General features: G+C 53.9%; 26 protein-coding genes, 1 tRNA gene and 1 pseudogene. 7 read left to right on the top strand and 21 right to left on the bottom strand.

Going from position 1 to position 25,563, the window contains the following annotated elements; translation table 11 throughout:
• Nucleotides 1-49: 49 nt before the first annotated feature.
• The 20 genes from U5L07_06640 to infC all read right to left on the bottom strand — a co-directional run bounded on the left by U5L07_06640 (nt 50) and on the right by infC (nt 17,819).
• Complete coding sequence (locus U5L07_06640) at nt 50-484, bottom strand: secondary thiamine-phosphate synthase enzyme YjbQ (GenBank protein MDZ7831410.1); 435 nt, start codon at nt 482-484, stop codon at nt 50-52.
• A gap of 106 nt (nt 485-590) precedes the next feature.
• Nucleotides 591-1,409, bottom strand: coding sequence for an MBL fold metallo-hydrolase (locus U5L07_06635; GenBank protein MDZ7831409.1), 819 nt, complete (start codon nt 1,407-1,409; stop codon nt 591-593).
• Complete coding sequence (gene dut / locus U5L07_06630; protein MDZ7831408.1) at nt 1,410-1,868, bottom strand: dUTP diphosphatase; 459 nt, start codon at nt 1,866-1,868, stop codon at nt 1,410-1,412.
• A gap of 17 nt (nt 1,869-1,885) precedes the next feature.
• Nucleotides 1,886-4,033, bottom strand: a complete 2,148-nt coding sequence (gene pnp, locus U5L07_06625) for a polyribonucleotide nucleotidyltransferase (GenBank protein MDZ7831407.1) — start codon at nt 4,031-4,033, stop codon at nt 1,886-1,888.
• A gap of 90 nt (nt 4,034-4,123) precedes the next feature.
• Nucleotides 4,124-4,390 (bottom strand): 30S ribosomal protein S15, encoded by a 267-nt coding sequence (gene rpsO / locus U5L07_06620; protein MDZ7831406.1) that lies wholly within the window; start codon nt 4,388-4,390, stop codon nt 4,124-4,126.
• 36 nt (nt 4,391-4,426) lie between these two features.
• On the bottom strand, nt 4,427-5,335 hold the full coding sequence (gene truB, locus U5L07_06615) for a tRNA pseudouridine(55) synthase TruB (GenBank protein MDZ7831405.1): 909 nt from the start codon (nt 5,333-5,335) through the stop codon (nt 4,427-4,429).
• A 35-nt stretch (nt 5,336-5,370) separates the two neighbouring features.
• Entirely contained in the window at nt 5,371-6,345 is a 975-nt protein-coding gene (locus U5L07_06610) for a bifunctional oligoribonuclease/PAP phosphatase NrnA (protein MDZ7831404.1), read from the bottom strand.
• Nucleotides 6,305-6,688, bottom strand: a complete 384-nt coding sequence (gene rbfA / locus U5L07_06605) for a 30S ribosome-binding factor RbfA (protein MDZ7831403.1) — start codon at nt 6,686-6,688, stop codon at nt 6,305-6,307. Before rbfA ends, U5L07_06610 begins: the two co-directional genes overlap by 41 nt.
• A gap of 62 nt (nt 6,689-6,750) precedes the next feature.
• Nucleotides 6,751-7,038: a DUF503 domain-containing protein gene (locus tag U5L07_06600; GenBank protein MDZ7831402.1), complete on the bottom strand. Its 288-nt coding sequence runs from the start codon at nt 7,036-7,038 to the stop codon at nt 6,751-6,753.
• 16 nt (nt 7,039-7,054) lie between these two features.
• Nucleotides 7,055-9,847 (bottom strand): translation initiation factor IF-2, encoded by a 2,793-nt coding sequence (gene infB / locus U5L07_06595; protein MDZ7831401.1) that lies wholly within the window; start codon nt 9,845-9,847, stop codon nt 7,055-7,057.
• A 140-nt stretch (nt 9,848-9,987) separates the two neighbouring features.
• Nucleotides 9,988-11,262: a transcription termination factor NusA gene (nusA, locus tag U5L07_06590; GenBank protein ID MDZ7831400.1), complete on the bottom strand. Its 1,275-nt coding sequence runs from the start codon at nt 11,260-11,262 to the stop codon at nt 9,988-9,990.
• 13 nt (nt 11,263-11,275) lie between these two features.
• On the bottom strand, nt 11,276-11,803 hold the full coding sequence (rimP, locus tag U5L07_06585) for a ribosome maturation factor RimP (protein MDZ7831399.1): 528 nt from the start codon (nt 11,801-11,803) through the stop codon (nt 11,276-11,278).
• Nucleotides 11,804-11,897: 94 nt separating this feature from the next.
• A tRNA-Gly gene (locus U5L07_06580) sits at nt 11,898-11,973 on the bottom strand.
• 160 nt (nt 11,974-12,133) lie between these two features.
• The gene (locus U5L07_06575; protein MDZ7831398.1) at nt 12,134-12,655 is read right to left on the bottom strand and encodes a four helix bundle protein; all 522 of its coding nucleotides are present in this window, start codon (nt 12,653-12,655) and stop codon (nt 12,134-12,136) included.
• A gap of 42 nt (nt 12,656-12,697) precedes the next feature.
• Entirely contained in the window at nt 12,698-13,048 is a 351-nt protein-coding gene (locus U5L07_06570) for a MerR family transcriptional regulator (protein ID MDZ7831397.1), read from the bottom strand.
• 16 nt (nt 13,049-13,064) lie between these two features.
• Nucleotides 13,065-15,479: a phenylalanine--tRNA ligase subunit beta gene (gene pheT, locus U5L07_06565; GenBank protein MDZ7831396.1), complete on the bottom strand. Its 2,415-nt coding sequence runs from the start codon at nt 15,477-15,479 to the stop codon at nt 13,065-13,067.
• Between the two features lies 1 nt (nt 15,480).
• Nucleotides 15,481-16,491 (bottom strand): phenylalanine--tRNA ligase subunit alpha, encoded by a 1,011-nt coding sequence (pheS, locus tag U5L07_06560; protein ID MDZ7831395.1) that lies wholly within the window; start codon nt 16,489-16,491, stop codon nt 15,481-15,483.
• A gap of 74 nt (nt 16,492-16,565) precedes the next feature.
• A complete protein-coding gene (gene rplT, locus U5L07_06555) occupies nt 16,566-16,913 on the bottom strand; it encodes a 50S ribosomal protein L20 (protein ID MDZ7831394.1) in 348 nt (115 codons plus the stop codon).
• Nucleotides 16,914-16,935: 22 nt separating this feature from the next.
• The gene (gene rpmI, locus U5L07_06550) at nt 16,936-17,133 is read right to left on the bottom strand and encodes a 50S ribosomal protein L35 (protein ID MDZ7831393.1); all 198 of its coding nucleotides are present in this window, start codon (nt 17,131-17,133) and stop codon (nt 16,936-16,938) included.
• Between the two features lie 224 nt (nt 17,134-17,357).
• Nucleotides 17,358-17,819, bottom strand: a complete 462-nt coding sequence (gene infC, locus U5L07_06545) for a translation initiation factor IF-3 (GenBank protein MDZ7831392.1) — start codon at nt 17,817-17,819, stop codon at nt 17,358-17,360.
• A gap of 212 nt (nt 17,820-18,031) precedes the next feature.
• On the opposite strand from infC, the gene U5L07_06540 reads away from it, so the two are divergent.
• Genes U5L07_06540 through U5L07_06530 form a run of 3 tightly spaced genes read left to right on the top strand, consistent with a single transcriptional unit; the run spans nt 18,032 to nt 20,451 of the window.
• The gene (locus U5L07_06540; GenBank protein ID MDZ7831391.1) at nt 18,032-18,793 is read left to right on the top strand and encodes a YkgJ family cysteine cluster protein; all 762 of its coding nucleotides are present in this window, start codon (nt 18,032-18,034) and stop codon (nt 18,791-18,793) included.
• Nucleotides 18,790-19,605 carry an SDR family oxidoreductase gene (locus U5L07_06535; protein ID MDZ7831390.1) on the top strand — a complete coding sequence of 272 codons (816 nt, stop codon included), beginning with the start codon at nt 18,790-18,792 and terminating at the stop codon, nt 19,603-19,605. The genes U5L07_06540 and U5L07_06535 overlap by 4 nt, the downstream gene beginning before the upstream one ends.
• Before the next feature lie 30 nt (nt 19,606-19,635).
• Nucleotides 19,636-20,451, top strand: a complete 816-nt coding sequence (locus U5L07_06530) for a YkgJ family cysteine cluster protein (protein MDZ7831389.1) — start codon at nt 19,636-19,638, stop codon at nt 20,449-20,451.
• Between the two features lie 270 nt (nt 20,452-20,721).
• Here U5L07_06530 and dapA read toward each other — a convergent pair.
• Nucleotides 20,722-21,615: pseudogene (dapA, locus tag U5L07_06525) on the bottom strand (4-hydroxy-tetrahydrodipicolinate synthase).
• 225 nt (nt 21,616-21,840) lie between these two features.
• On the opposite strand from dapA, the gene U5L07_06520 reads away from it, so the two are divergent.
• From U5L07_06520 to U5L07_06505, 4 genes are all read left to right on the top strand, one after another.
• Nucleotides 21,841-22,464 (top strand): tetratricopeptide repeat protein, encoded by a 624-nt coding sequence (locus U5L07_06520; GenBank protein MDZ7831388.1) that lies wholly within the window; start codon nt 21,841-21,843, stop codon nt 22,462-22,464.
• A gap of 262 nt (nt 22,465-22,726) precedes the next feature.
• Nucleotides 22,727-24,046 (top strand): dissimilatory-type sulfite reductase subunit alpha, encoded by a 1,320-nt coding sequence (dsrA, locus tag U5L07_06515; protein ID MDZ7831387.1) that lies wholly within the window; start codon nt 22,727-22,729, stop codon nt 24,044-24,046.
• Between the two features lie 14 nt (nt 24,047-24,060).
• The gene (gene dsrB / locus U5L07_06510; protein MDZ7831386.1) at nt 24,061-25,209 is read left to right on the top strand and encodes a dissimilatory-type sulfite reductase subunit beta; all 1,149 of its coding nucleotides are present in this window, start codon (nt 24,061-24,063) and stop codon (nt 25,207-25,209) included.
• A 65-nt stretch (nt 25,210-25,274) separates the two neighbouring features.
• Nucleotides 25,275-25,520, top strand: coding sequence for a dissimilatory sulfite reductase D family protein (locus tag U5L07_06505; protein ID MDZ7831385.1), 246 nt, complete (start codon nt 25,275-25,277; stop codon nt 25,518-25,520).
• Nucleotides 25,521-25,563: the final 43 nt, after the last annotated feature.

Raw genomic sequence — 25,563 nt, 5'->3', positions numbered from 1 at the left:
TTATCCCGCCCGTCAGATTTTAATCCCGTGGAATTTTTTTTCAAACCGGTCATGCTTCTGTTTTTTCTCCGATTATCGAAATGTCAACCCGGCGCTCTCTGGCCCGGTTATCATGATTGATCACCACCACCTGCTGCCAGGTGCCCAGGTTCAGGCTGCCCCCTCTTACGGGCAGCACAATGGAGGGGCCGAGGATCGCCGCCTGCACATGGCTGTGGCCGTTTCCGTCGTGCCAGGCTTTTTCATGTTCGTAGACGATATCCGGCGGGGCCATCCGGTTAATGGCCTGCCTGAGATCCTCCACCACGCCGGGCTCATGCTCAATTGTGGTGATTGAGCCGGTGGAGCCGATCACCGTGGCATTTACGCTGCCGGTGTCAATCCCGGACTCCCGGATAAGGCGAGTGATTTTATCGCTGATATCGACAATGTCAATTCCTGTTTTAAGTTCCACCCGGATCTGGCCGGTAAAAAGCGAGAGCATAGGCTCCCTCCCTTGTATTCTTGGTTACAATTTTTCGCCCGCAGAGACGCAGAGACGCAAAGGGGGCTTTGATAAAAGCTTTGCGTCCTTAGCAGGCTTTGCGAGATTATAAATAAATAAGCGGCGACGGCGCCTGCTGCAGCGCCACCGTGAATTTCGGAGCGTCTCCGTTAAGCCTTTCCGCCACTACGCCAAGCGCCTTTTCCGGCGTGTTATTGGTTTCACTGATATGGGCGAGAATGACATGGCTCAGGTTTTCATGCATCACATCCATTAAAAGCGTCTTTGAATCCTCATTGGACAGATGCCCGGTCCGGCTTTTGATCCGCTGCTTGATGGGCCAGGGGTAGGGGCCGTCCTCCAGCATGCGGGGGTCGTGATTGGCCTCAAGCACCAGGCAGGCGCAGCCGTTCAGGTGATGCCTAACCATATGCGTGGCAATGCCAAGATCCGTGGCAACGCCGATTTTATGCCCGTTTATTTGAAGCGTGAACCCGGCCGGATCACAGGCGTCATGGGATGTGGAAAAGGGGTGGATGGCGATATCATTAATCTTAAAATCCGTACCGCAGGCAAAATTTTCAATGGTTTGGATGCAGCCCAGCCGGGGAGCGGCTTGGCCCTGGGTTTCGGCGGACATATACACCGGCAGGCCGTATCTTCTGGCGAGCACGCCCACGCCGTGTAAGTGATCATTGTGCTCATGGGAGACGATAATCGCATCCACCTGATCGGGGGCAAGGCCCCGGGCCCTGAACCGGCGTTCAATCTCCACGCCGGAAAACCCGGCGTCAATTAACAGCGTGGTTTGTCCGGATGAGATATAGATGGCGTTTCCCCTGCTGCCGGAAGCCAGCATGCAGATGGAAACGCGGTTGGACGTTGGATCAGGGGCGGCGGAATCGCCGTTAGCGGGGTTGGCCATTTAGACCCCTGTATGGCCGAATCCGCCGGCATTCCGGGCCGAGGCGTCGAGTTCGGTCACCGGGGCGATGCGGGCCTGGCATACCTGGTGGATCACCATCTGGGCGATGCGATCGCCCCGATTAATGGTAAAATCGGATCTGCCGTGGTTGATGAGTGCGATTTTAACCTCCCCCCGGTAATCCGCATCAATGGTGCCGGGGGAATTGATGAGGCCGATGCCGTGCTTCACGGCCAGGCCGCTTCTCGGGCGGATCTGGGCTTCATGGCCGTTCGGCAGGGCGATGGCAAAACCCGTGGGGATCAGCGCAATGTCGCCGGGCGATAGAATCAAAGGCTCAGATACCGCCGCACAGATATCCATGCCGGCGGAATGCGGGGTCATGTACCGGGGCAGCGGAATGTCCGCATCTTCATCCGGCCGGACCCGTTGGCATGGAATCTCTATTGCAGGCGGCATCGCGGATACCTTTTTACTTACTCGGGTTTGGAGCGTTTCTTTTTATCATCTGATTCAGTTTTATCATCTGAGCCGGATTTGTTGTCCGATGTCATCAGCGCCTTTCGGCTCAGCTTGATCCGTCCTTCGGGCGTGATGTCGATCACCTTGACCTTAATGGTATCCCCCTGCTGGATTTCATCGGTCACCTTTTTGATCCGGTACGGGGCGATCTCAGAGATATGCACCAGGCCTTCGGTTTTGGGCTTTATCTGGACAAAGGCGCCGAAATCGGTGATTTTGACCACTGATCCTTCATAGGTTTGGCCGACCACCGGATCCATGCCGATGCCTTTGACGATTTCCATGGCCTTGTCCGCATCATCCTTTTTCAGGGCGGAAATTTTGACAATGCCCGAATCGTCGATTTCTATATGGGTATCGGTTTCGCTCTGGATGGAGCGGATCATTTTGCCGCCCGGTCCGATGATCTCCCCGATCCGTTCCGGGCTGATCTGGACGCTGTAGACGATCGGCGCGTAGGGGGAGAGCTCTTTTCGCGGGGCGTTGATGGTCTCGCGCATTTTGTCCAGAATATGCAGCCGGCCGGCCCGGGCCTGCTCCAGGGCATTTTCAAGGATATTCCGGGAGAGTTCGCTGATTTTGATATCCATCTGTACCGCGGTAATTCCATCGCTTGTGCCCGCGACCTTGAAATCCATATCCCCGAGGTGGTCCTCATCGCCCAGAATGTCCGAGAGCACCACGATATTGTCGCCCTCGGCGACAAGTCCCATGGCAACACCGGATACCGGGGATTTGATGGGTACACCGCCGTCCATGAGCGCCATGGAGGCTGAACAAACGGTTCCCATGGAGGATGACCCGTTGGATTCGAGCACTTCGGAGACGATCCGAATTGTGTATTCAAAATCCTCCTTGGGCGGCAGTACCTTTTCAATGGCCCGCTTGGCAAGCGCCCCATGGCCGATATCCCGACGGCTGGGCCCGCCCGGCCGCTTGACCTCGCCCACACAGTAGGGGGGGAAATTGTAATGAAGCATGAAGGGCTGGGTTTCATCTCCGGATAAAGTTTCTATCCGCTGCTCATCCTGGCCGGAGCCAAGCGTCATGGCGGCGAGTACCTGGGTCTCGCCGCGGGTGAAGAGCCCGCTGCCGTGCACCCGGGGCAGAATCCCCGCCTCACAGGCGATCGGCCGGATCTCATCAAACCGCCGGTTGTCGATCCGCCGGCCCTGGTTCAGCATCATGTCCCGGCAGATGTCGTGCTCCAGCTCGTTTAATATGCGGGAGACCTCTTTTTTCCGGTCCTCATAGGCTTCGCCCAGGCTTTCAAGAATTTGCGCCTTGACCTCTGAAAGAGCCTTTTTCCGGTCCATTTTTCCGGTAATGGTAAGCGCCTCGGCCATTTTATCGCCGGCCTCGGCCCTGACCTTCTCCGTCAGCTCGGTGTCCGGCGCTTTAATTTCGCAGACGCGTTTTTCCACGCCCACGCTTTCCTTTAATTTTTCCTGAAGTTCGATAATCGGCTGGAGCTTTTCATGGCCGAAATAGATGGCCTCGATCATTTCCGCTTCGCTGACCTCATCGCCGCCGCCCTCAACCATAATCACGCCGGTCTTGGAGCCGGCCACGATCACGTTGATGTCCGAGACTTTACACTGCTCAATGGACGGGTTGACGATCAATTCACCGTCAATGCGGCCGACGCGGACCATGGCGATGGGGCCGTCAAAGGGCACGTCTGATATCTCCAGGGCGGCTGAGGCCCCGTTTAATGCCAGAATGTCCGGATCATTGACTTTGTCCATGGAAAGGACCGTGGCGATGATCTGGGTTTCATGGCAGTAATCCTTGGGAAACAAGGGGCGTAAGGGGCGGTCCGTAAGCCGCGATGTCAGGGTCTCTTTTTCACTGGGCCGCCCGATCTCGCGGCGGAAGTAGTTGCCCGGAATCCGGCCGGCGGCGTATATTTTTTCCTGGTATTCAACGGTCAGAGGGAGAAAATCCATATCCGGCCGTTCTTCGTCGGCGGAGACCACGGTGACCAGGACGATGGTCTCGCCATACTGGACCCAGACCGAGCCGCATGCCTGCTTGGCCACTTTTCCGGTCTGGATGCTTAGGGTTTCCGCCCCGATTTGGGTTTTAAATGATATTTCCATAGTTATCTCCTGAGAATAGATAATACGCCACCGGTACATTCCCCGGCGGCGCAGGGGAAGGGGTTTTTACGCGGGAGTTGTCGAATTGATTTATCGTCTGAGCCCGAGCTCCTTGATAATACCTCGATAGCGCTGCACATCCTTGTTCTTCACATAGTTTAACAGACGTCGACGTTTACCGACCATCAGGAGCAACCCTCTTCGTGAATGATGGTCTTTTTTATGGGTCTTTAAGTGTTCGGTTAAATGGCTGATCCGATCGGTCAGCAGGGCAATCTGGACCTCCGGAGAACCGGTGTCACTCTCATGCTGCTTGAACTTTTCAATCGTGTCATGTTTTTTAATTGCTGGGGTCATTACTTTATGCCTCCTTGAAAAAATTTGTTTTACGCCTCAGGCATGATGAAACACGCAGCAATAATCAAAGCGATCCCCGTTCGGGTTGGGGGAAATAACCGCCAGCAGATTCTCCTGCGCATCTATAATCTTTATGTAATCGCTTTCCGGAATGCCGTCAACATCATGCTGATAGATTATTTTTCCATATTTAATTCGTTCCGTCAAAGCTTTATCCGCTGTATGGGCCCGCATGCCGCGAAGGGCCCGGGCCATGGGGACAATTTTGTCCGAAAGCCGGCCCCGGGCGGCCAGCGCCTCCAGCTCTGCCAGCGGTTCGGCCTCATCGATCCGAAACCCGCTGCTCTCAGTGCGCCGCAACTGTTTGAGGTGGGCGCCGCATCCCAGGGCGGTACCGATATCCGCGCACAGGGTCCGGATGTATGTCCCGGATGAGCAGCGTACCGTAAAGCGGATTTCAGGTAAATTTATACTTTCAATCGAAATTTGCTCTATTGTCACCGTCCGGGCCGGTTTTTGAACCGGCGCCCCGTTTCTGGCGTATTCATACAAGGGTTTGCCCCTGTGTTTCAAGGCGGAATAGGACGGCGGAATCTGACTGATTTCGCCCTGGTATCGGCCCACGGCGGCATGAATCATCCGGTTGTCCAGCTCCGGCAGTTCATGCGATTTGATGACCGTTCCGGTGGCATCCTGGGTGTCGGTTTCGATCCCCAGAAACATGACCGCAGCATAGGTTTTCCGGCCGTGAAGAAAAAATCGGGACAGCCGGGTTGCCTCATGGACCGGGCACACCATCACCCCGGTGGCGAAAGGGTCAAGTGTTCCGGTATGACCGATTTTTTTGACTTCCGGAAACCGTTTAATGCGGTTAACAACGCCGGCAGATGTTATATCCGGCGGTTTATCGACAATTAGAATCCCGGTGGGCCGTTTTCCCGTCATAGTCAATAAAGGTTCCGATCTCAGCCGGGATTCAATTACAGATGATCCGATAGATCAAAAATAGTTGTTTTCAACTCAGAAAGTGAGGCGCGGATATCAAATCCGGCCGCATTCTGGTGGCCGCCGCCCCCGAAAGCCGAAGCAATGGCCGCGGCATCCACGGTGCCGTCCGAGCGGAGGCTGACATGGAATCGCCGCCCCCGGTTCTTGTCTGTTCCGTTTTTACGCTCAAAGATCATTGCCGCCAGGCGAACGTTCTCAATCCGTTTGGCATAATTGATCAGGCCGTTTACGTCTTCGATATTCGTGCCCGCCGCATCCAGCATTTTCTGGGTCAGGGTCATAACCGACAGCTTGCCGTTTGCCGAGAGTTCGATGGTATCAAAGAGCATGTTCAGCAGTTTGATCCGGTTCAGCGAAATGGTTTCGTATACATGATGGGCGACTTTGCAGGGATTCGCCCCGCAGGTGACCATTTCGTGGGAAATCTCAAACGCTGCCGGCGTTGTATTGGAAAACCGGAATGAGCCGGTGTCTGCCATAATGCCGGTGTATATGGCGTACGCAATGCCTCTATTAATCGGGATCCCCAGCTGCCGGATCAGCCGGTAAACCATTTCCGCAGTGGAAGAGGCCCGGGGATCAATATATTGGAAATTGCCGAACCGGGTATTGGTGAGGTGATGATCAATATTGATCAGCACCGGAATTTCGCTCACCTCAGGGGCCGCATCGCCGATCCGGCCCAAGTCGGAGCAGTCCAGGATAACGGCCGTATCGTATTCGGCTATGTCGCCGGGATTCTTTTTGATGCGGTGAATGGACGGCAGAAACTGATATACCGCCGGAATCGGACTTTCATTGTATAAAACCACATCCATGGAGATGCCTTCCAGGGCCAGCCCCAGACTGAGCAGCGATCCAATGGCATCACCATCCGGATGAATATGAGATGCGAGCAGAATCTTTTCACTTTTTATCAGTTGATTGATTATCTGTTGAATGCTCATTTTTTAATCGTTCAATAACTCTATCCATATGAAATCCATATTCAATGGATTCATCGTAAAAAAACTGAAACTCAGGCATATACCTTAGATTCAGTTCTTGTGCAAGAGTATATTTGATAAATCCATGAGCTTTTTTAAACCCCGCGGCAGCTTCCTCCCGACTGGTCGATTCTGCGGAAGATGTGACAAAATAGATGCGGGCCAGTTTTAAATCCCGGGTCACATCCACCCCGGTAATGGTCACCGCTTCCAAACGCGGGTCTTTGATTGATTTTTGCAGCAGATTGGAAACCGCCTCCTGGATCAATCCGCTGACACGGTCTGCTCGGCTAAAAGGTTTCATACGGGCGACACTCGCCTAACTTCATATTTTATGGCAACGCCTGTTTTGCTGGGGCGAAACCGTTAGATATTCATTATTTCGATTTTTGTTTCGATCAACTCGGCCAGATACAGTTTTTCGGTAAAATCGATGAGTTTGTCCATTTTCGAGTTGATCATGCGCCGGTCGTTGCCGACCATGGCAAAGCCGATTTGTGCCTCGGTGAGCGAGTCGTTTAGGCTTACTTCAGCGATCGAGGCATTAAATCCGTTCTGAAGCCGGTGAATCACGGATTTAATAATGCCCCGCTTGGCCTTGAGCGAGCGGCAGTCGTGAAGTCTCAGGGTGATGACGCCAACGCCGATGACCATTGGTTAAAGACCCGGCTCAAGCCATTTCGGGCTTGATCTCCTCAAAGTAATAGTTCTCCAATACATCGCCGACTTTGATGTCATTGTAATTTTCGATCCGGAGGCCGCATTCGTAATTTTGCGCCACTTCCTTGACGTCATCTTTAAACCGCCGCAGTGTGCCGATTTTGCCGTCAAACGTGACAATGCCGTCCCGAATCAGGCGGACATTCATGCCCCGCCGGATTTTGCCGTCCGTGACATAGCAGCCGGCAATTGTCCCCACGCTCGGAACATGAAAGACATCCCGGACTTCGGCACGGCCGAGGACTTTTTCTTCAAACTTGGATTCCATGAGGCCCACCATGGCATCCTTAATGTCCTTGATGGTATTGTAGATAACATCATAGTATCGGATATCCACGTTCTCCTCTTCGGCCATCTTGACCACCTTGGCGCTGGGCCGGACATTAAACCCTATGATAATGGCGTTTGAGACAGCGGCCAGGGAAACATCGGATTCATGAATGGGGCCGGCGGCCGAATGGACCACGCTGATTTTGACTTCCTCAGTGGAAAGCTTGGTCAGGGAGTCTTTCAGCGCCTCAATGGAGCCCTGGACGTCGGCCTTGATGATCAGGTTTAAGTCCTTGACCTCGCCTTCCATCATTTTTTCGTAAAGCTTGTCCAGGCTCATCCGGCTCGAACGGGCCAGATTCTTTGACCGCTGCTTATGCAGACGGTGTTCGCTGACCTGTTTGGCGTCTTTTTCTGCCGTAAGGGTGACAAATTCATCACCGGCCATGGGCACGCCGGAAAGGCCCACAATTTCTACCGGATAGGACGGACTGGCCGACTGAACCTGCTGACCGCGGTCATTGTACATGGCCCGGATTTTACCGTAATACATCCCGCAGACCACTGAATCACCGGTTTTAAGGGTGCCTTCCTGCACAAGCAGGGTGGCCACGGGCCCCCTGCCGGTGTCCATCTTGGATTCAATCACATGCCCTTTGGCCAGCTTATTATGATTTGCCTTTAATTCAAGTACTTCAGCTTGCAGAAGGATCATTTCGAGCAGGTCGTCAATGCCGATCTGCTCTTTGGCGGATACAGGCACGAACATGGTATCCCCGCCCCAGTCTTCCGGCACCAGGCCTTTTTCAGCGATTTCCCGTTTGATCCGGTCCGGCTCCGCGTTGTTTTTGTCAATTTTGTTGACCGCCACGATAAGCGGCACGCCGGCCGCCCTTGAGTGATCGATGGCCTCGATGGTCTGGGGCATCACGCCGTCATCGGCTGCCACAACCAGGACCACCAGGTCGGTTACCTGGGCGCCGCGCGCCCGCATGGAGGTAAAGGCCTCATGGCCCGGTGTGTCGAGGAATACGATCTCCCCGCTGTCCAGCTCCACATGGTAGGCGCCGATATGCTGGGTAATGCCGCCGGCCTCGCCTTCGGTGACCTTGGTGCGCCGGATGACATCGAGAAGGGAGGTCTTGCCGTGATCCACATGGCCCATAATGGTAACCACCGGCGGCCGCGGCGCCATCTGGGACGGCTCATCGGTTTCGGTCTTGAGGATGGCGTCTTCTTCAAATGAGGCCCGCTCTACCTCAAAATTAAACTCCGCGGCAACCAGGTTGGCGGTTTCGAAATCGATGGTCTGGTTGACGGTCACCATCATGCCCATGCCCATCAGGGTCTTTATCAGTTCATTGGCCTTAATGCCCATGCGTTTTGCCAGATCCGCAATCACAATGGTGTCGTCCACTTTGATCCGCCTTTTGATCGCCTTTGGGGTGGTGATTTGGGGCTTCTGCTCGGCAGCCGGTCTGGGGGCCGCCTGCTTGCCTTTTTTGCGGCTCTTTTTGCCGCGGCCAAAGCTCTTGTCATAGAGCGCATCGCCTTCAACCACTTCTTTGCGCCGCAAGGCGGTTTTGGCTTTACCCGCTTCCCGACCTTTTTCGCCCTCCGCCGGCTTTTTGCGCTTGCCCTTCTTCTTGCCCTCTTCTTCCGGTTCGGCCGGTTCAGCCGGTTTTTTGGCTTCCTTTACTTTCTCCTTCGGCGCCTTGGGCGGGGCTTCAACGGCTTCCGCCGGCGGCTCAGCTTCGGCCGGAGTGGGCTCGGGTTCCGGCTCAGCCGGTGTTTCCGGCATCTGAATGATCCGGGCCGGCGTCTCTTTTTTGCGCTTCTTTTTGGTCTTGGCCTTGGCCGGTTTTTTCTTTTCTTCAGGCGTTTCCGGCGTTTCCGGTTCGGGTGCGGCCGCCTCTTTGGCGGCCTCGGTTGTTTCCGCTTTTTCAGCGCCTTCTTCAGCTTCGGCCGTTGTGTCCGCTTCCGCCGGGCGGGCCTCTGATTCGACCGTTTCAGCGGGTTCCTCGGCTTTCTCCGGCGCGGCTTCAGTTTTTTCCTCGGCTGCCGGTGCTTCGGTCTTTTCAGTCGTTTCCGCCGCTTCTTCCGGTTCAGGGCTTTCCTTGGTTTCCGCTTCAGGAGAAACGGTTTCTGTCTCAGGCGCTTCGGGGGATGCTGCTTTTTCTGCTTCTGCCGGGGCTTGTGTTTCTGCTTCTGCCGGCTGCTCGGGTTCCGGTTCAGCTTCTGACGCACGCTTTCGCCGCCTACGGATTACATTCGGTTTAACCCGCTTGGCCTCGTAAGCCGTGTCTTTTTTGGCTTCACCATAAAGCTCTGATTTTACTTTAGATATAGTTTCATCGGCAACAGTGGACATGTGGTTTTTGACCTCCACATCCATGTCCTGCAGTTTGGCCAGCAGCGCTTTGTTGGTCATGTTAAGTTCTCTGGCGAGTTCATAAACTCTTAGTTTTGCCATCCATCCCCCTAGTTTCTATGCTTCCTTCAGAGCTTGTTTTAAAGTTCTGTTTTGCTCAAATTGATATCTCCATCTGGAAATTGGTCCGTGAAAAATAAGGCGTCCGACGCTACCGCGCCCCCTTCATCGCTTTTTCGGGATCAATCCGTCGCATCCGCCGGCCCTTCAGGCTCAGACGGGGCGGCAATGGCCGCTTCAGCGGCGTTAATCAACTCCTGGGCGGTTTCATCGGGAATCTGGCCGGCTTCGGCAATTTCCTCCACAGTCGCCTTGGCCACGTCTTCCACCGAGAAAAATCCGTTTTCAACCATCCTGTCCGCCAGCGCCTCCGTCATTTCAGGCAGATTCAGCAGGGATTCATAGCCCGCCTGCATGGATTCATCATACCGGGTTTCGCTTTTCACATCAAGCTGCCAGCCGGTCAGCTTGGAGGCAAGCCGAACGTTCTGCCCCTGCCGCCCGATGGCGATGGAAAGGGCTTCATCCGGTACAACCACCTCCATGGAGTGATTGGTCTCGTCGATAATCACCCGGGAGATATCAGCCGGTGCCAGCGCGTTGCAGACAAATTTGGCCATATCCATATGCCATGGAATGATGTCGATTTTTTCGCCTTTGAGTTCCTGCACCACGCTTTGCACCCGGTTTCCCTTGATGCCGACGCAGGCGCCCACCGGATCGATGTCCGGGTCATTGGTGCTTACCGCAATCTTGCCCCGGCTTCCGGCATCCCGGGCGGCGGATAGAATATTGACGATCCCTTCGCTGATTTCCGGGACCTCGGTTTTAAACAGGTTGATCAAAAACCCGGGATGCGTTCTGGACAGCACAATCTGCGGCCCCCGGCTTTCTTCGTGAACCTTCAGGATATAGGCCCGGATACGGTCGCCCCGCCGGTAGGCCTCGCCGGGGATCTGCTCGCGTTTGGGCAGCACGGCTTCGGCCTGCCCCAGGTTGATTATGATTTCGTTTCTGGAAACACGCTGGACAATGCCGTTGATGTTTTCGCCTTCCCGGTCGATAAAACTGTTGAAAACAGCGTTACGTTCCGCCATTTTCAGTTTCTGGATAATCACCTGCTTGGCGGATTGCGCGGCAATCCGGCCAAAGGTCGTGGTATCCATTTTGGTGCCCAGATCATCGCCGATTTCACATTCCGGGTCCAGTTCGCGGGCTTCTTCCACTTCGATCTGAAAGTCCGGATCCGTGACATCGTCCACGACTTCTTTGAACTGGAAAACCTCGAGTTCGCCGGTTTCTTCGTTATACTGGATTTCAATATCAATTTTGTTGCCAAATTTCTTTTTGGCGGCAGAGCGCAGGGCTTCCTCCAGGGTTTTAACCAGCACATTGAACTCAATGCCCTTGTCCCGGCTAACTTGTTCTATAACGCGTTTCATGTCTGTGATAAGCATGTTGCTATCTCCGTTATATGTAATTCACAAGCCGTGCCTTGATGATTTGTGAACGCGCAATACCTATAGTTTCCGTGCCGATGGTCAGCCAGACCGTGTCATCCGCATAGCCGGCCAGCACGCCGGTAAAATTTTTTTGGCCATTAATCGGGGGGGATACCCGAATCTTTGCGGTATATCCCTGAAACCGGTCAAAGTCCGTGGTCCGCGACACCGGCCGCTCCGGTCCCGGCGATGAAACCTCCAGGGTGTAGGCCGCCTCGGTTTCCAGTTTGATATCCAGGATATCGCTTAACTGCTGGCTGACCGCCGAGCAGTCATCCAGGCTCACGCCGCCGGGCTTTTCAATGTAGACCCGGAGGATGCGTCCCCCGGACTCCCGCTGGTATTCAATATGGATCAGCTCAACCCCTTCAGCGGCGCACAACGGCTCCGCCAGCTCCCACACCCGGAAGACGATTTCCCGCTCATTGTCCAACCCCGCTCCGCCCGTCGGCGTTTCATGAAGCGGTGATTTGGCTGCCGTTTTTTTCTTTCCCATAAACACAGCTTTGAGCAAATAAAAAACGGGCAAAATGCCCGTTTTATCAAGGCCGCTCATTTTTTATATAAACCCTTGCGGGTAAATACATCAATGGAGCGGGCAACGAGATTCGAACTCGCGACACCAAGCTTGGGAAGCTTGTACTCTACCAACTGAGCTATGCCCGCATTCTTAACCCTACCTAAATACTTCAAAAGCCGTCGATTGTCAAGCTGAAAATTTTTGTTAAAAATAATACGATAGGCAGCCCCTGTCAAGACCTGTAAACGGGGCGAAAGCGGCTAATTTGTTCTAACCGCAAAATCCATACCCCCGGTCCTGTTAACGCTAAGGTTGGGGTTTGTTTTCTTCGCTATCGGAATCGAAATCGGGATCGAAATCGGAATCGAAATCGAAATCGAAATCGCTATCGAAATCGAAATCGACACTGTAGACTTCCTGATCCTCTCGAACTTGGTATCCTCTTCCGCCGAGACGGCTGAGCATCGCGGCCATACGGTCGAGTTCATCCTTGCGGTTCCGGCTTTCCATCTTGTCCAGCGCCTTGCCGACAACCAGCACATCTTGAATCGCCGCGCACTCAAGCGCGGAGCCACGAGCGATTTCGAAATAACGCCTTCGGTCGGCTTCCGCGGTCTTGCCATTACCTTCGGCGATATTGAGCGGTATCGACTGGCTGGCCCGAAGCCATTGATCCCGGGCGGGCCGATGGACTCCATTCAGGCTGTCGGCCTTCTCGTAAACCCATGCAACGTAGCCTATTGAAAGGCGATAGACGTCCAGTTTTTCACGTCCAAGGGTCATATTTTTTTCGATCCCGATAGCGATTTCGATTTGGATACAGAACAAATTAGCCCTGACGGGGCGAAAGCGGGGAGTGACGGGAGCCGGTTAATCGGTCAAAAGGCTTTTGATTTCCCGGAGTTCGGCCTGAATTTCCCGTATTTTTTCATTGGCCGGCGATTTTTTGCTCTCGCGGTGGCGGTCGCGCAGGTACTGCCTGGCGCCCTGAATGGTAAACTTTTTGTCATACAGGAGGTGTTTGATTAAAAGGAGGGTTTCAATATCGGATTTGCGGTAAAGGCGCTGGCCGGATTCGGTGCGCTTCGGCTTGATGTCCGGGAATTCGGATTCCCAGAATCGCAGGACATAGGCGGCCAGATCGGTAATGGCGGTGACTTCGCCGATCCGGAAGTATAGCTTATCCGGAATGTCCCGCTGCGGCGGTGATATGTCTGCCATGGGCGCGACCCTCTGATTAGGCCGGGAGGCTGGCATTAAATGTATCGATCAAATGCTCCGTGATATATTCATGAATCCGGTTTACCGTTTGATCCGCCAGCGTCTCAATATCTGAGCGGTAGGTGAGCCGGATGGAAATACTTTTTTTACCCTTAGGAATCGGGTCCCCGCTGTAAAGATCAAAAGTATGTACACTCTCCAGCAGGGGTTCGTCTAATGCATAAATATCATTCACTATATCCCCTGCCAAAATTGAATTGTCAACAATTAAGGTGATATCCCGGGCGGCGGCCGGAAATTTGGGAAGCGGGGAGAATGCGGTCACCTCCGGAATCAGGGGCAGCATACGTTCCAGATTGATTTCAAAAATAAATGCGGTCTGCTTCAGATCATAGGCCTTAAGCACGGTTGGGTGGACCTCGCCGATCAGGCCGACATCCGTGTCATTGATGCGGATGCGGGCGCTGTAGCCGGGGCGCAGATAGGTGCATTCGTTTGCCGGCAGGGGCAGAAAGCGGCTGTTTTCAAGATAAAGGCCCGCCAGGAGAGATTCCACCACCCCTTTTAAATCAAAGAAATCACAGGGCTCAGGCTTTACCTGCCAGGTCGCCGGAGCGCGCCGACCGGTGCATAAAGCGCTCAGGGTTTCCAGCTCATCCGGCAGCTCATCCTGGCCGTTGCTTAAATAGATTTTGCCCAGTTCAAACAGCTTCAGGTCGCGGACCTGATAGGCGATATTTTTACCCATGGCCTCCAGCATTCCCGGAATGAGCGAGGTGCGCATCACCGCCTGCTCTTCGGACAGGGGGTTTAAGATGGCAAGCATCCGGCGGCGGCGGTCGTTATCGGGCAGGGCCAGCCGGTCGCAGGAGGCTCTGGCGGTGAAACTGTAATTGATCGCCTCCCTGAACCCGAAGCCGGTCATATGATCCTTGATGGTTTCCTTAAGCCACAGGGCCCGCTCCGGGAGCCGGCTTTTGGTGGAGGTTTTGGGGAAGGTGGTGACAATATTGTTATACCCCCAGAGCCGGGCGACTTCCTCCATCAGGTCTTCCGGCCGGCTGACATCCACCCGGAAGGACGGGGCCACAGCAGTTAAATTTTCTTCGTCTGCGGCGCTTGCCGAAAACCCGACAGATTCCAGAAAGCCCTGCATGTCCGCCTGGGTAAGGGAGGTGCCCAGGTGGCGGTTGGTCTTTTCCGTATTCAATGTAATGGGCCGGGATTCATGGGGCCTCGGGTATTCATCGATAATACCGCTGATTCGGTTTCCGCCGCCGACTTCCGCCATCAGGGCCGCGGCCCGCTCAAGGGCGTAAAGGGTGCCTTCCGGGTCCACCCCGCGTTCAAACCGATGCGAGGCGTCCGTATTTGCGCCCAGGCGTTTGGCGGTTTTCCGGATGGAGACCGGGTCAAAATAGGCGCTTTCAATCAATACCCGGGTGGTTTCTTCCGATATTTCAGAGTTTTCTCCGCCCATCACGCCGGCTACAGCCACCGGCTTTTCCGCATCGCAGATCATGAGCGTGTCATCGGTTAATTCGTGCTGTTTGCCGTCCAGGGTGGTAAATACCTCCCCGGCCCTGGCGGTCTGCACCACGATGCGGTGGCCGGCCAGGCGGTCGAAGTCGAATCCATGCAGGGGCTGGCCGGTTTCCAGCATCACAAAATTGGTGATATCCACGATATTGTTGATGGGTTTTAAGCCGATGGCGCGCAGCCGGTCCTGAAGCCAGAACGGCGAGGGCCCGACGGTGATGTCTGTGACCAGGCCGGCGGCATATCGGGGGCAAAGATCCGGATTCACCAGTTTGACAGCGGTCAACTCAGATATCCGGCCGGGATTCCGGGCTGGTTCAACCGCCGGCAGGGTGAGGGCTTTTCCGGTCAGCGCTGCCGCCTCCCGGGCAATGCCGATAAAGCTTAAACAATCCGGCCGGTTGGGGGTTAGCCCGATTTCAAAAACATAATCCGAGAGATCAAGCGCCTGGCGGATGGGGGTTCCCTCTGCCGCGCCATTGTCAAGCGTCATAAGACCTGAAAAGTCCGTGCCAAGCTCAAGCTCGCCTGCGCTGCAAAGCATACCTTCCGAGTCCGCATCCCGGATTCGCGTTTTCTCAACGGTCAGTCCGCCGGGGAGGCGGGCGCCGGGCAGGGCGCAGGGGTATTTGCCGTTTACGGCCACATTCGGTGCGCCGCAGACCAGGGAGACGGTCGCTCCCCCGGTATCGACCCGGCAGACTTTAAGTTTGTCCGCGTTGGGGTGGGGCTGAATTTCAGTTACACGGCCGACCACGATCTGATCAAGGTATTCAAACCGGTCGCAGACCGCCTCCACCTCAAGTCCGGTCATGGTAAGACGGTCTGCCAGATCCGTGGCGGCGATATCAATCGGGATATAGGTGTTCAACCAGTTGAGACTGATTTTCATATCAGAATTGCCTTAGGAATCGCGCGTCGCTTTCAAAAAACAGCCGGATGTCATTGATGCCGTATTTGAGCATGGCAATCCGTTCGACCCCCATGCCGAAGGCAAAGCCAGCGTATTTGGTGGTATCATAGCCCACATTCTCAAAGACCGCGGGATGGACCATGCCGCAGCCCAAAACTTCGAGCCAGCCCGTATTCGAGCAGACCTTGCAGCCCTTCCCCCGGCACATGACGCAAAGGATATCTACCTCCGCACTGGGTTCGGTAAACGGAAAAAAACTGGGCCGGAACCGGAGACTGGTTTCGGTGTCAAATACCTGGTGGACAAATTCGGTCAATACCCCCTTGAGGTCTCCGAATGAGACGGTTTCATCCACCAGAAGCCCCTCGACCTGATGAAACATCGGCGTATGGGTCAAATCCGAATCGCAGCGGTAGACTTTTCCCGGCGCCACAATCCGGATCGGCGGCGCGTGACGCTCCATGATCCGGACCTGGATCGGTGAGGTGTGGGTTCTGAGGACGATATTGTCCGACACATAGAAGGTGTCCTGCATGTCCCGGGCCGGATGGTATTTGGGGATGTTTAGGGCCTCGAAGTTGTAATAATCGCTTTCCACTTCCGGTCCTTCGGCAATATCAAAGCCCATCCGCACGAATACGTCACATATCCGGCGGCTGATCCGGGTTATCGGATGCAGGGTGCCCCGGGGGGCGGGCCTGCCCGGCAGCGTCACATCAATGCCTTCAGCTTCAGTCGCCGCACCGGCGCTTTCCACCCGCGCTTTGGCTGACTCAACCGCGGCTTCCAGGGTTTTTTTGACCTGGTTGGCGTTTTTCCCGGCTGACGGCCGCTCTTCTGCCGGGAGCTGGGAGATATTGCGCAGGTATTGGGTCACAAGCCCTTTTCTGCCCAGATAGCGCACCGCCAGGGTGTTTATCTCATCGGCCGTGGCAGCGTTTTCCAGTTCCGATAGGGCCGTGTTTTGTATGTCTTCGAGGTGTTTGTCCAAGTTTGGCCTACAGCTTTTATTCGACAGCCTTTATCCCTCAGCCATTGGATGATCGGCCGGTTTGGCGCTTGAAATTAATTTCCTGCCGCTTTCGCAACGATCTGGGAAAATCCGTTCGGATCCGCCACTGCCAGATCGGCCAGAACCTTTCGGTCAAGTTCGATATTGGCTTGTTTCAGTCCGCTGATCAGCTTGCTGTAAGAGATATTGTTCATCCGTGCGGCCGCGTTAATGCGGGCAATCCAGAGCCGCCTGAAATCGCGTTTGCGCACCTTGCGATCCCGATAGGAATACATCAGGGCTTTGTCTACGGCATCCGCTGCAGTGCGGTATAGCTTGCTCCGACCGCCCTGGTATCCTTTTGCCAGTTTCAGCACTTTTTTTCTGCGGCGTCTGGCTTTGAATCCTCTTTTTACTCGCATGGTTGGTCTCCTTTAAAAATTTTTACCCATAGGGGAGCAGTCGTCTGACTTCCTTCATGTCGGCTCCGTCAATGATCTGGGCTTTTCGCAGTTCCCGTTTCCGCTTGCGGCTCTTTTTGGTCAGAATATGACTCGCATGGGATTTGTTGAACCTGTATTTGCCGGTCGCGGTGCGTTTAAACCGCTTGGCTGCCGCCCGATTGGTTTTTATTTTCGGCATATGCACTCTCCTTTATTTATAGCGTCGCTCTCTAATGGCTGCTTCCGAAAACCGTTTGACCCGGGTCAAACAAAAATGCCTTCCCCGCCACAAAAAAAGAGGGCTGAAAGGCATTTACCGGTCTTCAGTCCGTTTAGGATAAAATCGCGGATCAGACTGCATACCGCGACGGCACCTGAAAGTCAAGCCTTCAGGCAGGGCTGTATAAAAAAAAGGCGAAATCGTTATTTCGGGCCCAGAACCATGGTCATGGTGCGCCCTTCCTGTTTGGGCGGCTGTTCGATGGTTGCAAACGCCTCGGCATTTTCGGCAATTTGCTCCAGCACCTCTTTTCCCCGCTCCGTTAGGGTAATTTCCCGCCCCCGAAAAACGACCGTTACCTTAACTTTATTCTTTTTTTCAATAAATTTCAGGATATGCCCCAGCTTGACCTCTATGTCGTGGGAGTCGGTTTTGGGGCGGACCTTGATTTCTTTGACCTGAATCCGGGTTTGCTTTTTTCTGGCCTCTTGCTGTCTTTTATCCTGCTGGTACTTAAAGCGGCCATAATCCATGATCTTGCATACCGGCGGGCTTGCGTTGGGGGAGACTTCCACAAGATCAAGGCCAAATTCTTGCGCCGACGTCAGTGCGGATTGTATCGGAATAACCCCCAGCTGATTGCCATCCGGATCAATGACCCGCACTTCTTTTTCTTTAATATCCTGGTTTGTTCTGGCTGTATCGCCGCCCTGTTTTTTTTTAGCTATGCCGACACCTCCTGTTTTTCGGGTTTACGCGTCTCTGTTTGCTTGTATTTTTAGCGTTTACAATTTAATTTATAGCTATTAAGATAAAAGTTTATTTTAACATATCCAATTCATTATGCAAGTAAAAATGCTATCGAGTGAGCTATGGAATGCCCCGCGACGAATTAACTGAACTCGCATCGGACGACTGGTTTGTTTTTTCCTGTCATCCCGGTGTCTCCTGTTTTAACGCCTGCTGCCGGGATCTGAATCAGTTTTTGATGCCCTACGATATTCTGCGGTTAAAGCATCATTTTGCAATGTCCTCAACCGATTTTCTGGCGCATTATACCAGCCGGCATGTCGGGCCGCAGACCGGTCTGCCGGTTGTCACCTTAAAGCCGGCAGATCCGGTGGTGCGGATCTGTCCCTTTGTTGCCGATGAGGGCTGCAGGGTCTACGATAACCGGCCGTCCTCCTGCCGGATTTACCCGCTGGTCCGGCTTTTGTCAAGTTCCCGGGAGACGGGTGAGCGCACGGTACGGTATATGCTGCTTAAGGAACCGCATTGCCACGGATTTGAAAACGGCCGCCGGCAAACGGTGCGCGAGTGGATTACGCATCAGGGGCTTTGCCCCTATAATGAGATGAACGATGCCATGATGGAGATCATTGCCTTGAAAAACCATTTGACCGGGGGGCAGCTGTCAAAGCCCCTGACGGATCTTTTTGACCTGGCCCTCTACGATCTGGACCGGTTCCGTAAGTTTCTGAGCGAAGATCGGGTGGATCTCAGCGGCTCGGATGCCATCCGGCCGGATCCGGAAAAGGTTTCTGATGAGGATCTGCTGCGGTTTTCCATGCAGCTCGTGGCTGATAAGATCCGGTATTACGGCGACACCGGCCAGTTATCCGCGGGGCGGGGGCAATGACTCTGGAGGGCAAGACCGCGCTGGTTCTGGGCAGCATCAAGGGGATCGGAAAGGCAATCGCCCTGGATCTGGCCCGGCAGGGGGTTAACATCGCTGCCACGTATTATGACTGGCAGGAAGCACTGCCGCAGCTGAAATCGGATTTGTCTGAAACCGGTCAGGACCATCTCCTGCTTGAGGCGAACCTCCGGGATACACAGGCAGTCAGCCGGGCGGTACAGGCGGTCATCGACCGCTTCGGCGGCCTGGATATTCTGATCAATAATATCGAGCGGGGCGGCTGGCCGGTGGTGCACGGGGCGTATACAGAGGAGCAGTGGGATCTTGAAATGGAAACCACCCTTCGGGCCAAGCAATGGGTGTTTGAGGCGGCTTGGCCGCATTTAAAAGCTGCGGAAGCGGCCTGTGTGGTTAATTTTTCCTCCATTGCCGCCATGGTGGGCCGAAGCGGGCCGGCCAGCTATGTGTTCAATGAGGGCTATGCCGCGGCGAACCGGGGCATTTCGCTTTTAACCGAAACCTGGGCCCGGCTGGGGGCCCCGAACGTGCGGGTCAACGAGATCATGCTCGGGCTGTTTGAAACCCGGCATGCGGAAAAGACCCGGGGCTGGGGGCTTTTGACCGATGATCAGAAAAAGGCCCTGGTTCGGCATACGCTCTTGGGGCGCACCGGTAAAATCGATGATGTGCTGAAGGCTGTGCGGTTTATCCTGACCGCCGCCCCCTACATGACCGGCAGTGTGCTCCGGCTTGACGGGGGCTATGTGCTGGGCGGAGAAAAGATCGCGCCAATGCCGGAAGGGGTTGAGTAGCTATATATATTTTTAATAAGGAGAGATTCAATGGATGTATTAAAAGATAACGCCAATATTCCGCCGGTACAGCTGACGGATAACAGTAAATTCAAATTTGCCTGCCACAAGGACTTGTCCTGTTTTACCACCTGCTGCCGGGGGATTAATATCACGCTGACCCCCTATGATATTCTTCGGCTGAAAAACCGGATGCAGATCCCTTCGGATGAATTCCTTGCCGTCTATACGACCCCCCAGCTGCTGGAAAAAACCGATCTGCCGGTGGTAACCCTGAAAATGCTGGATGATGCGGAAAGTTCCTGTCCGTTTGTCCGCGATGACGGGTGCCTGGTGTATGCGGACCGGCCCACTACCTGCCGGTATTATCCGCTGGGCGTGGGCTCTTTGAGTCATAAGGAGCAGGCTGCCCAGGGGTTTTACTTTTTCATCAATGAACCGCATTGCCGGGGATTTGAAGAGGACATTGAATGGACGGTTGCGGAGTGGCGGAAGGATCAGGGCGTGGATGTCTATGACCGGATCAATGCCGAATGGACGGATCTGATTGTGCGCAAGCGTTCCATCCCTTCCAATATCCGCTTGACGGAGAAGACCAAGAATATGTTTTTCACGGCCTCCTATGATATAGATCGGTTTCGGCGCTTTGTGTTTGAAAGCACCTTTCTGGATCTCTACAGCATTGACAAGGAAACCGTGGAAAAAATCCGGGAGGACGAGATTGAACTCCTGCAGTTCGGGTTTCGGTGGCTGAAGTGGCTCCTGTTCAAAGAGGGCGATTTTCAGATGGATGAGGCCGCGGCAGAAAATCGGCGGCAGAAGATGAATGTCCAGCAGAACGTATAACCTAAATTGAGCGTTCCAAATTTGAAAATCGCTCAATTTAGGTATAACACATTTATCAGCGGCAAATAAAAACCGGCGGATAGGCAATCTATCCGCCGGTTTTTTTATTTTCGGCAAAAAGGGGGCGGCTAGGTATTCGCTGTAATAGAGATCTTTCCAGTATTTGTCGGTATTCAACCGTTCATCGATGTCGATATTAAAAAACTCGGCTGCCGGCTGGAGGATCTCAGGCGATTCGGCCTGAACGGTGCGCGCAGCCTCAAGCACCTGCTCAATACCGGTTTGAGTCAGTCTGCCCAGCGGTCTGCGGCAGGGGCCGGCCGGCATACCCAGAATCTGCATCAGGGTTTTTACGGGCAGGGGGTTTCGCGCTTTACAGACAACGTCGCCGTAAGGCGTTTTTTCGGTGGTTTTTACAGATACCAGGTTGTAAAACGGATCCAGAGCGTTTCTAAGCTTTTCCGCCTCCGCTGTTTTGCCCTGGTTCAAAAGCGCGACCATTTCGGTTACCGCCTTGGGGGCAATGTTTGACATCACCGATATCACCCCGGCGCCTTTGATGTCCGGATCGGTCATCATATCAAAGGTGATCCCGTCATCGCCGGAGAGGATGATAAAGTCCGGACCGCAGCATTTGCGGGTCAGCCGCATGTTGTCCAGGCTGCCGGTGGCCTCCTTAACGGATTTTACATTGGGATAGTTTTGGGCGGCAATGGCCAGATCCTGGGGCATCAGCTGGGCGCCGGTGCGGCCGGGAATCACGTACGGTATCACCTGGGTATCCGGAAACCGGGCGGCCACCGGTTCAACATATTCCCGCCGGATTTCAACCGAACTCGGCCCATTATAGTATGGGTCCACCAGCAGTACCGCATCGACCCCGGCTTTGACCGCGTGATCCGTGGCCGAAAGCGTCTCGTCGGTATTGTTGCTGCCGGTGCCCGCGATGCAGGCGCATTTGTTTCTGGTCTTTTCGGCAATGGTGTCGATGACCGTAATATGTTCATCCCAGGACAAGGTCGGGCTTTCTCCGGTGGTACCGACAGCCAGAATGCCGTTGATGCCGCTGGCGATCTGGAAGCGAACGAGCTGGTCGAGTCCGTCATAGTTGACCGCAGCGCCGGTAAACGGGGTGATTAAGGCAGTAAAACATCCTGCTTGCATAATTCCTCCTGCGTAAGATAACCGGATTTCATGTAATTTTATGATTTTTTAAAAATTTATGGATATCCTGTCAATCAAAAATATCAGATGCCGTTTTCGTTAAGGATTGATTCCATCGGATTTTGCTTGACAATACCCCGGCCTGTTTTTATTCTGCAAATTTATATGTCTGCTAAAAACAACGCTAAGTTGTTCAAATTAATACAATTTTTGAGGATGTGACCTATGCCGGAAGAAAAAACAATTGATCAATACATTCAGGAGCAGCGTTTTGCCCTGATGTCAAATCCGGAATGCGGCAATACCCGATATAATCTGGCGTGCGCATTGTTGAGCCTTCGCAATTTTGATGAGGCGGAGCAGGAGTTTAAGCGCGCCGTCGAATGCAGCCCCGCGCTGGCGGAAGCCTATGTGCAGCTGGGCGGTATCTGCCTTCAGCGGGGGGACCTGGAAGGCTGCCTGGCATACAATCAGCGGGCGATTACTGCGCGGCCTCGGTTTGCTGAAGGCTACGGAAATATCGGATTCGCGTACATGCAGATGGGGGATTTTGACAAGGCCATCGAGTTTTTGAAAAAGGCCGTGAAATTTAATCCGTATTTTATCCAGGGCTTTGCCACCCTGGCCAATGCCTACCTGATGAAAGGCATGATCGATGACTGTATCGAGGCCAATTCAAAGGCCCTGGAAATTGACCCCAATTTCGCGCTGGCCCATAATAATCTGGCAATCGCCTATCTGGAAAAGGGCGAGCCCGAAAATGCCGTGGCCCACTGCGATAAGGCCCGGGACCTGGGCTATGAGGTGGCGCCGGAGATTCTGCAGGAGATTGAAGCACATCGAAAATAGTTAGCATATTCATTTTAAATCGAGTGGTTATATGATTTCGCGGAGCAAATGGCGGTGCCCGAATGGCCGGCGTAATTTTCCGGCCTTTAAATGCTTTTTTATTGACATGCAGGGCGCGAAATTTTATAAAATAACCTTTTATTAAATTGTTATACCTTTACGGGTTTAAAATATATTTAAACATTGGCAGGGGTTGTTAGATAATTCGACCAAGGAACAAGATAAATAGGGTGATGTAATTCTCAAAAAAGGGAGGTAAACAATGGCAAAACACGAAACCCCCTTGCTGGATCAGCTGGAAAGCGGACCGTGGCCGAGCTTTGTGTCAGACATGAAGCAGGAAGCCGAAGCAAGGGCAAAAAATGAGGGAAACATTGAGTATCAGGTAGCCCAGGATAATATTGAAGACCTGCTGGGCGTTCTGGAGCTGTCCTATAAGGATGGGACAACCCATTGGAAGCACGGCGGCATCGTGGGTGTTTTCGGCTACGGCGGCGGCGTTATCGGCCGCTACTGCGACCAGCCGGAAAAATTTCCGGGCGTGGCCCATTTCCATACCCTGCGGGTCAACCAACCCTCCGGGCACTTCTATTCAACCGAGTATCTCAAGCAGCTCTGCGACCTCTGGGAATTCCGGGGCAGCGGGCTCACCAACATGCACGGCTCCACCGGGGACATCATTTTCCTCGGCACCACTACCCCTCAGCTCGAGGAAATCTTCTACGAACTGACCCACAACCTGAACCAGGACCTGGGCGGCTCCGGCTCCAACCTCCGGACCCCGTCGGATTGCATTGGTGCGGCGCGATGCGAATGGGCCTGCTATGACACTCAGCATCTTTGCAATTACTTGACCCAAGAGTATCAGGATGAGCTGCATCGACCGGCGTTTCCGTACAAGTTTAAGTTCAAATTTGACGGCTGCCCCAACTGCTGCGTGGCCTCCATCGCCCGGGCGGACCTCTCCTTTGTCGGGACTTGGAAAGATGAGATCCGCATTGACCAGGAAGCGGTTCAGGCCTATGTCAATGGTGAATTGAAACCCAACGGCGGCGCCCATGCCGGCCGTGACTGGGGCCCGTTCGACATTCAGAAAGAGGTCATTGACCTTTGCCCCACAGAATGCATGAAATATGAAAACGGCAAGCTCGAGATCAATAATAAGGAATGCACCCGCTGCATGCACTGCATCAATGTCATGCCACGCGCCCTGCGGCCCGGCAAGGAAACGGGCTGCTCTATTCTGGCCGGCGCCAAGGCGCCGATTTTGGACGGTGCTCAGATGGGCTCTCTTTTGGTCCCGTTTATCGAAGTCAACAAAGACAATGATTATGAAAAGATCAAAGAAGTCATCGAGAGCATTTGGGACTGGTGGATGGAAGAAGGCAAGAACCGCGAGCGTCTTGGCGAGCTGATGAAGCGGCAGAGCTTCCAGAAGCTGCTGGAGGCCACCGGTATTGATCCAGTTCCCCAGCATGTGCAGGAACCGCGCCACAATCCGTATATCTTCTGGAAAGAAGAAGAGGTTGAAGGCGGCTGGGACCGGGACATTGAGGAATTCAGAAAACATCATAAACGATAAGAGGGGGTGCACGAATGGCTTTTGTATCGTCAGGATATAATCCTGAAAAACCGATGGAAGATCGGGTTACGGATATCGGGCCGCGGAATTACGAGGAGTTTTATCCGCCGGTCATTAAAAATAATAAAGGCAAATGGCTGTATCACGAAATTCTGCAGCCGGGTGTGCTGGTTCATGTGTCCGAGACCGGCGACGAGGTCTATACCGTAAGAGCTGGCGGCGCCCGTCTCATGAGCGTTTCGCTGATCCGTGAAATCTGCGAAATCGCGGATAAGCACTGCGACGGCTATGTGCGCTGGACGACCCGGAACAATGTTGAGTTCATGGTGGACAGCAAGGATAAGGTCCAGCCGCTGATCGATGATCTGGAAAGCCGCAAGTTCGAGGGCGGGAGCTACAAGTTCCCGGTGGGCGGCACCGGCGCCGGCATCACCAATATCATTCATACCCAGGGCTGGATTCACTGCCATACACCGGCAACCGATGCGTCCGGAACCGTTAAGGCCACCCTGGACGAGGTTTTCGACGATTTTAAGAATATGCGGCTGCCGGCCCACCTGCGGATTTCCATGGCCTGCTGTCTGAACATGTGCGGGGCCGTGCATTGCTCGGATATCGCCATTCTTGGGTATCACCGGAAACCGCCGATGGTTGATCATGCGTACCTGGACAAGATGTGCGAGCTTCCGCTGGCCATTGCCGCCTGCCCGACCGCGGCCATTAAGCCGAAAAAGGTGGAGCTGGAAGACGGCACGACCGTTAACAGTGTGGAAGTTAACCAGAAGCGCTGCATGTTCTGCGGCAACTGCTACACCATGTGCCCGGCGCTACCGCTGCAGGACAAGGAAGGTGACGGCATTGTTTTGATGGTTGGCGGCAAGGTCTCCAACCGGATCAGCGCGCCCAAGTTCTCCAAGGTGGCGGTGGCATTTATTCCCAATGAAATGCCGCGCTGGCCGACCATGACCGATACGATTAAAAAGATCATCGAAGCCTATGCCAAAGACGCACGCAAATACGAGCGTCTCGGTGAATGGGCGGAGCGGATCGGCTGGGAACGGTTCTTTGAGAAATGCGACCTTGAATTTACGCATCATCTGATTGACGATTTCCGCGATCCGGCATATTATACATGGCGCCAGACCACGAACTTTAAGTTCTAGTATGTTTAATACTTGCGGAGGCGGAGAATTCCGCCTCCGCGTCCAATCAAAAGAGGAATATCTTTATGGCACTCGATTATGAAGAGTCTAAAAAGAAGATTGTTGAGGCGCTGGAGAAAAAGCAGAAAACCAAGTCAAAATTTTATTTCAACGACTTGAGCAAAATCCTGGATGCCAAGCCCCGGGAAGCCAAAAAGATCGTGACCCAAATGATTCAGGAAGGCATTCTCGAATACTGGTCGAGCGGCAGCACCACCATGTACGGCTTGAAAGGTACCGGCAAGCAGGCGGGTGCCGAGCACGAAGGTTAGTTCTTCCGCTTAATTTATTACAGCGGGTTAGAAGCACATTCTA

The organism is Desulfobacterales bacterium, assembly GCA_034520365.1.
In the GTDB taxonomy this organism is placed as follows: domain Bacteria; phylum Desulfobacterota; class Desulfobacteria; order Desulfobacterales; family Desulfosalsimonadaceae; genus M55B175.
The sequence above is the reverse complement of the archived record's forward strand: the minus strand, read 5'-3'. Positions and strand labels throughout refer to the sequence as shown.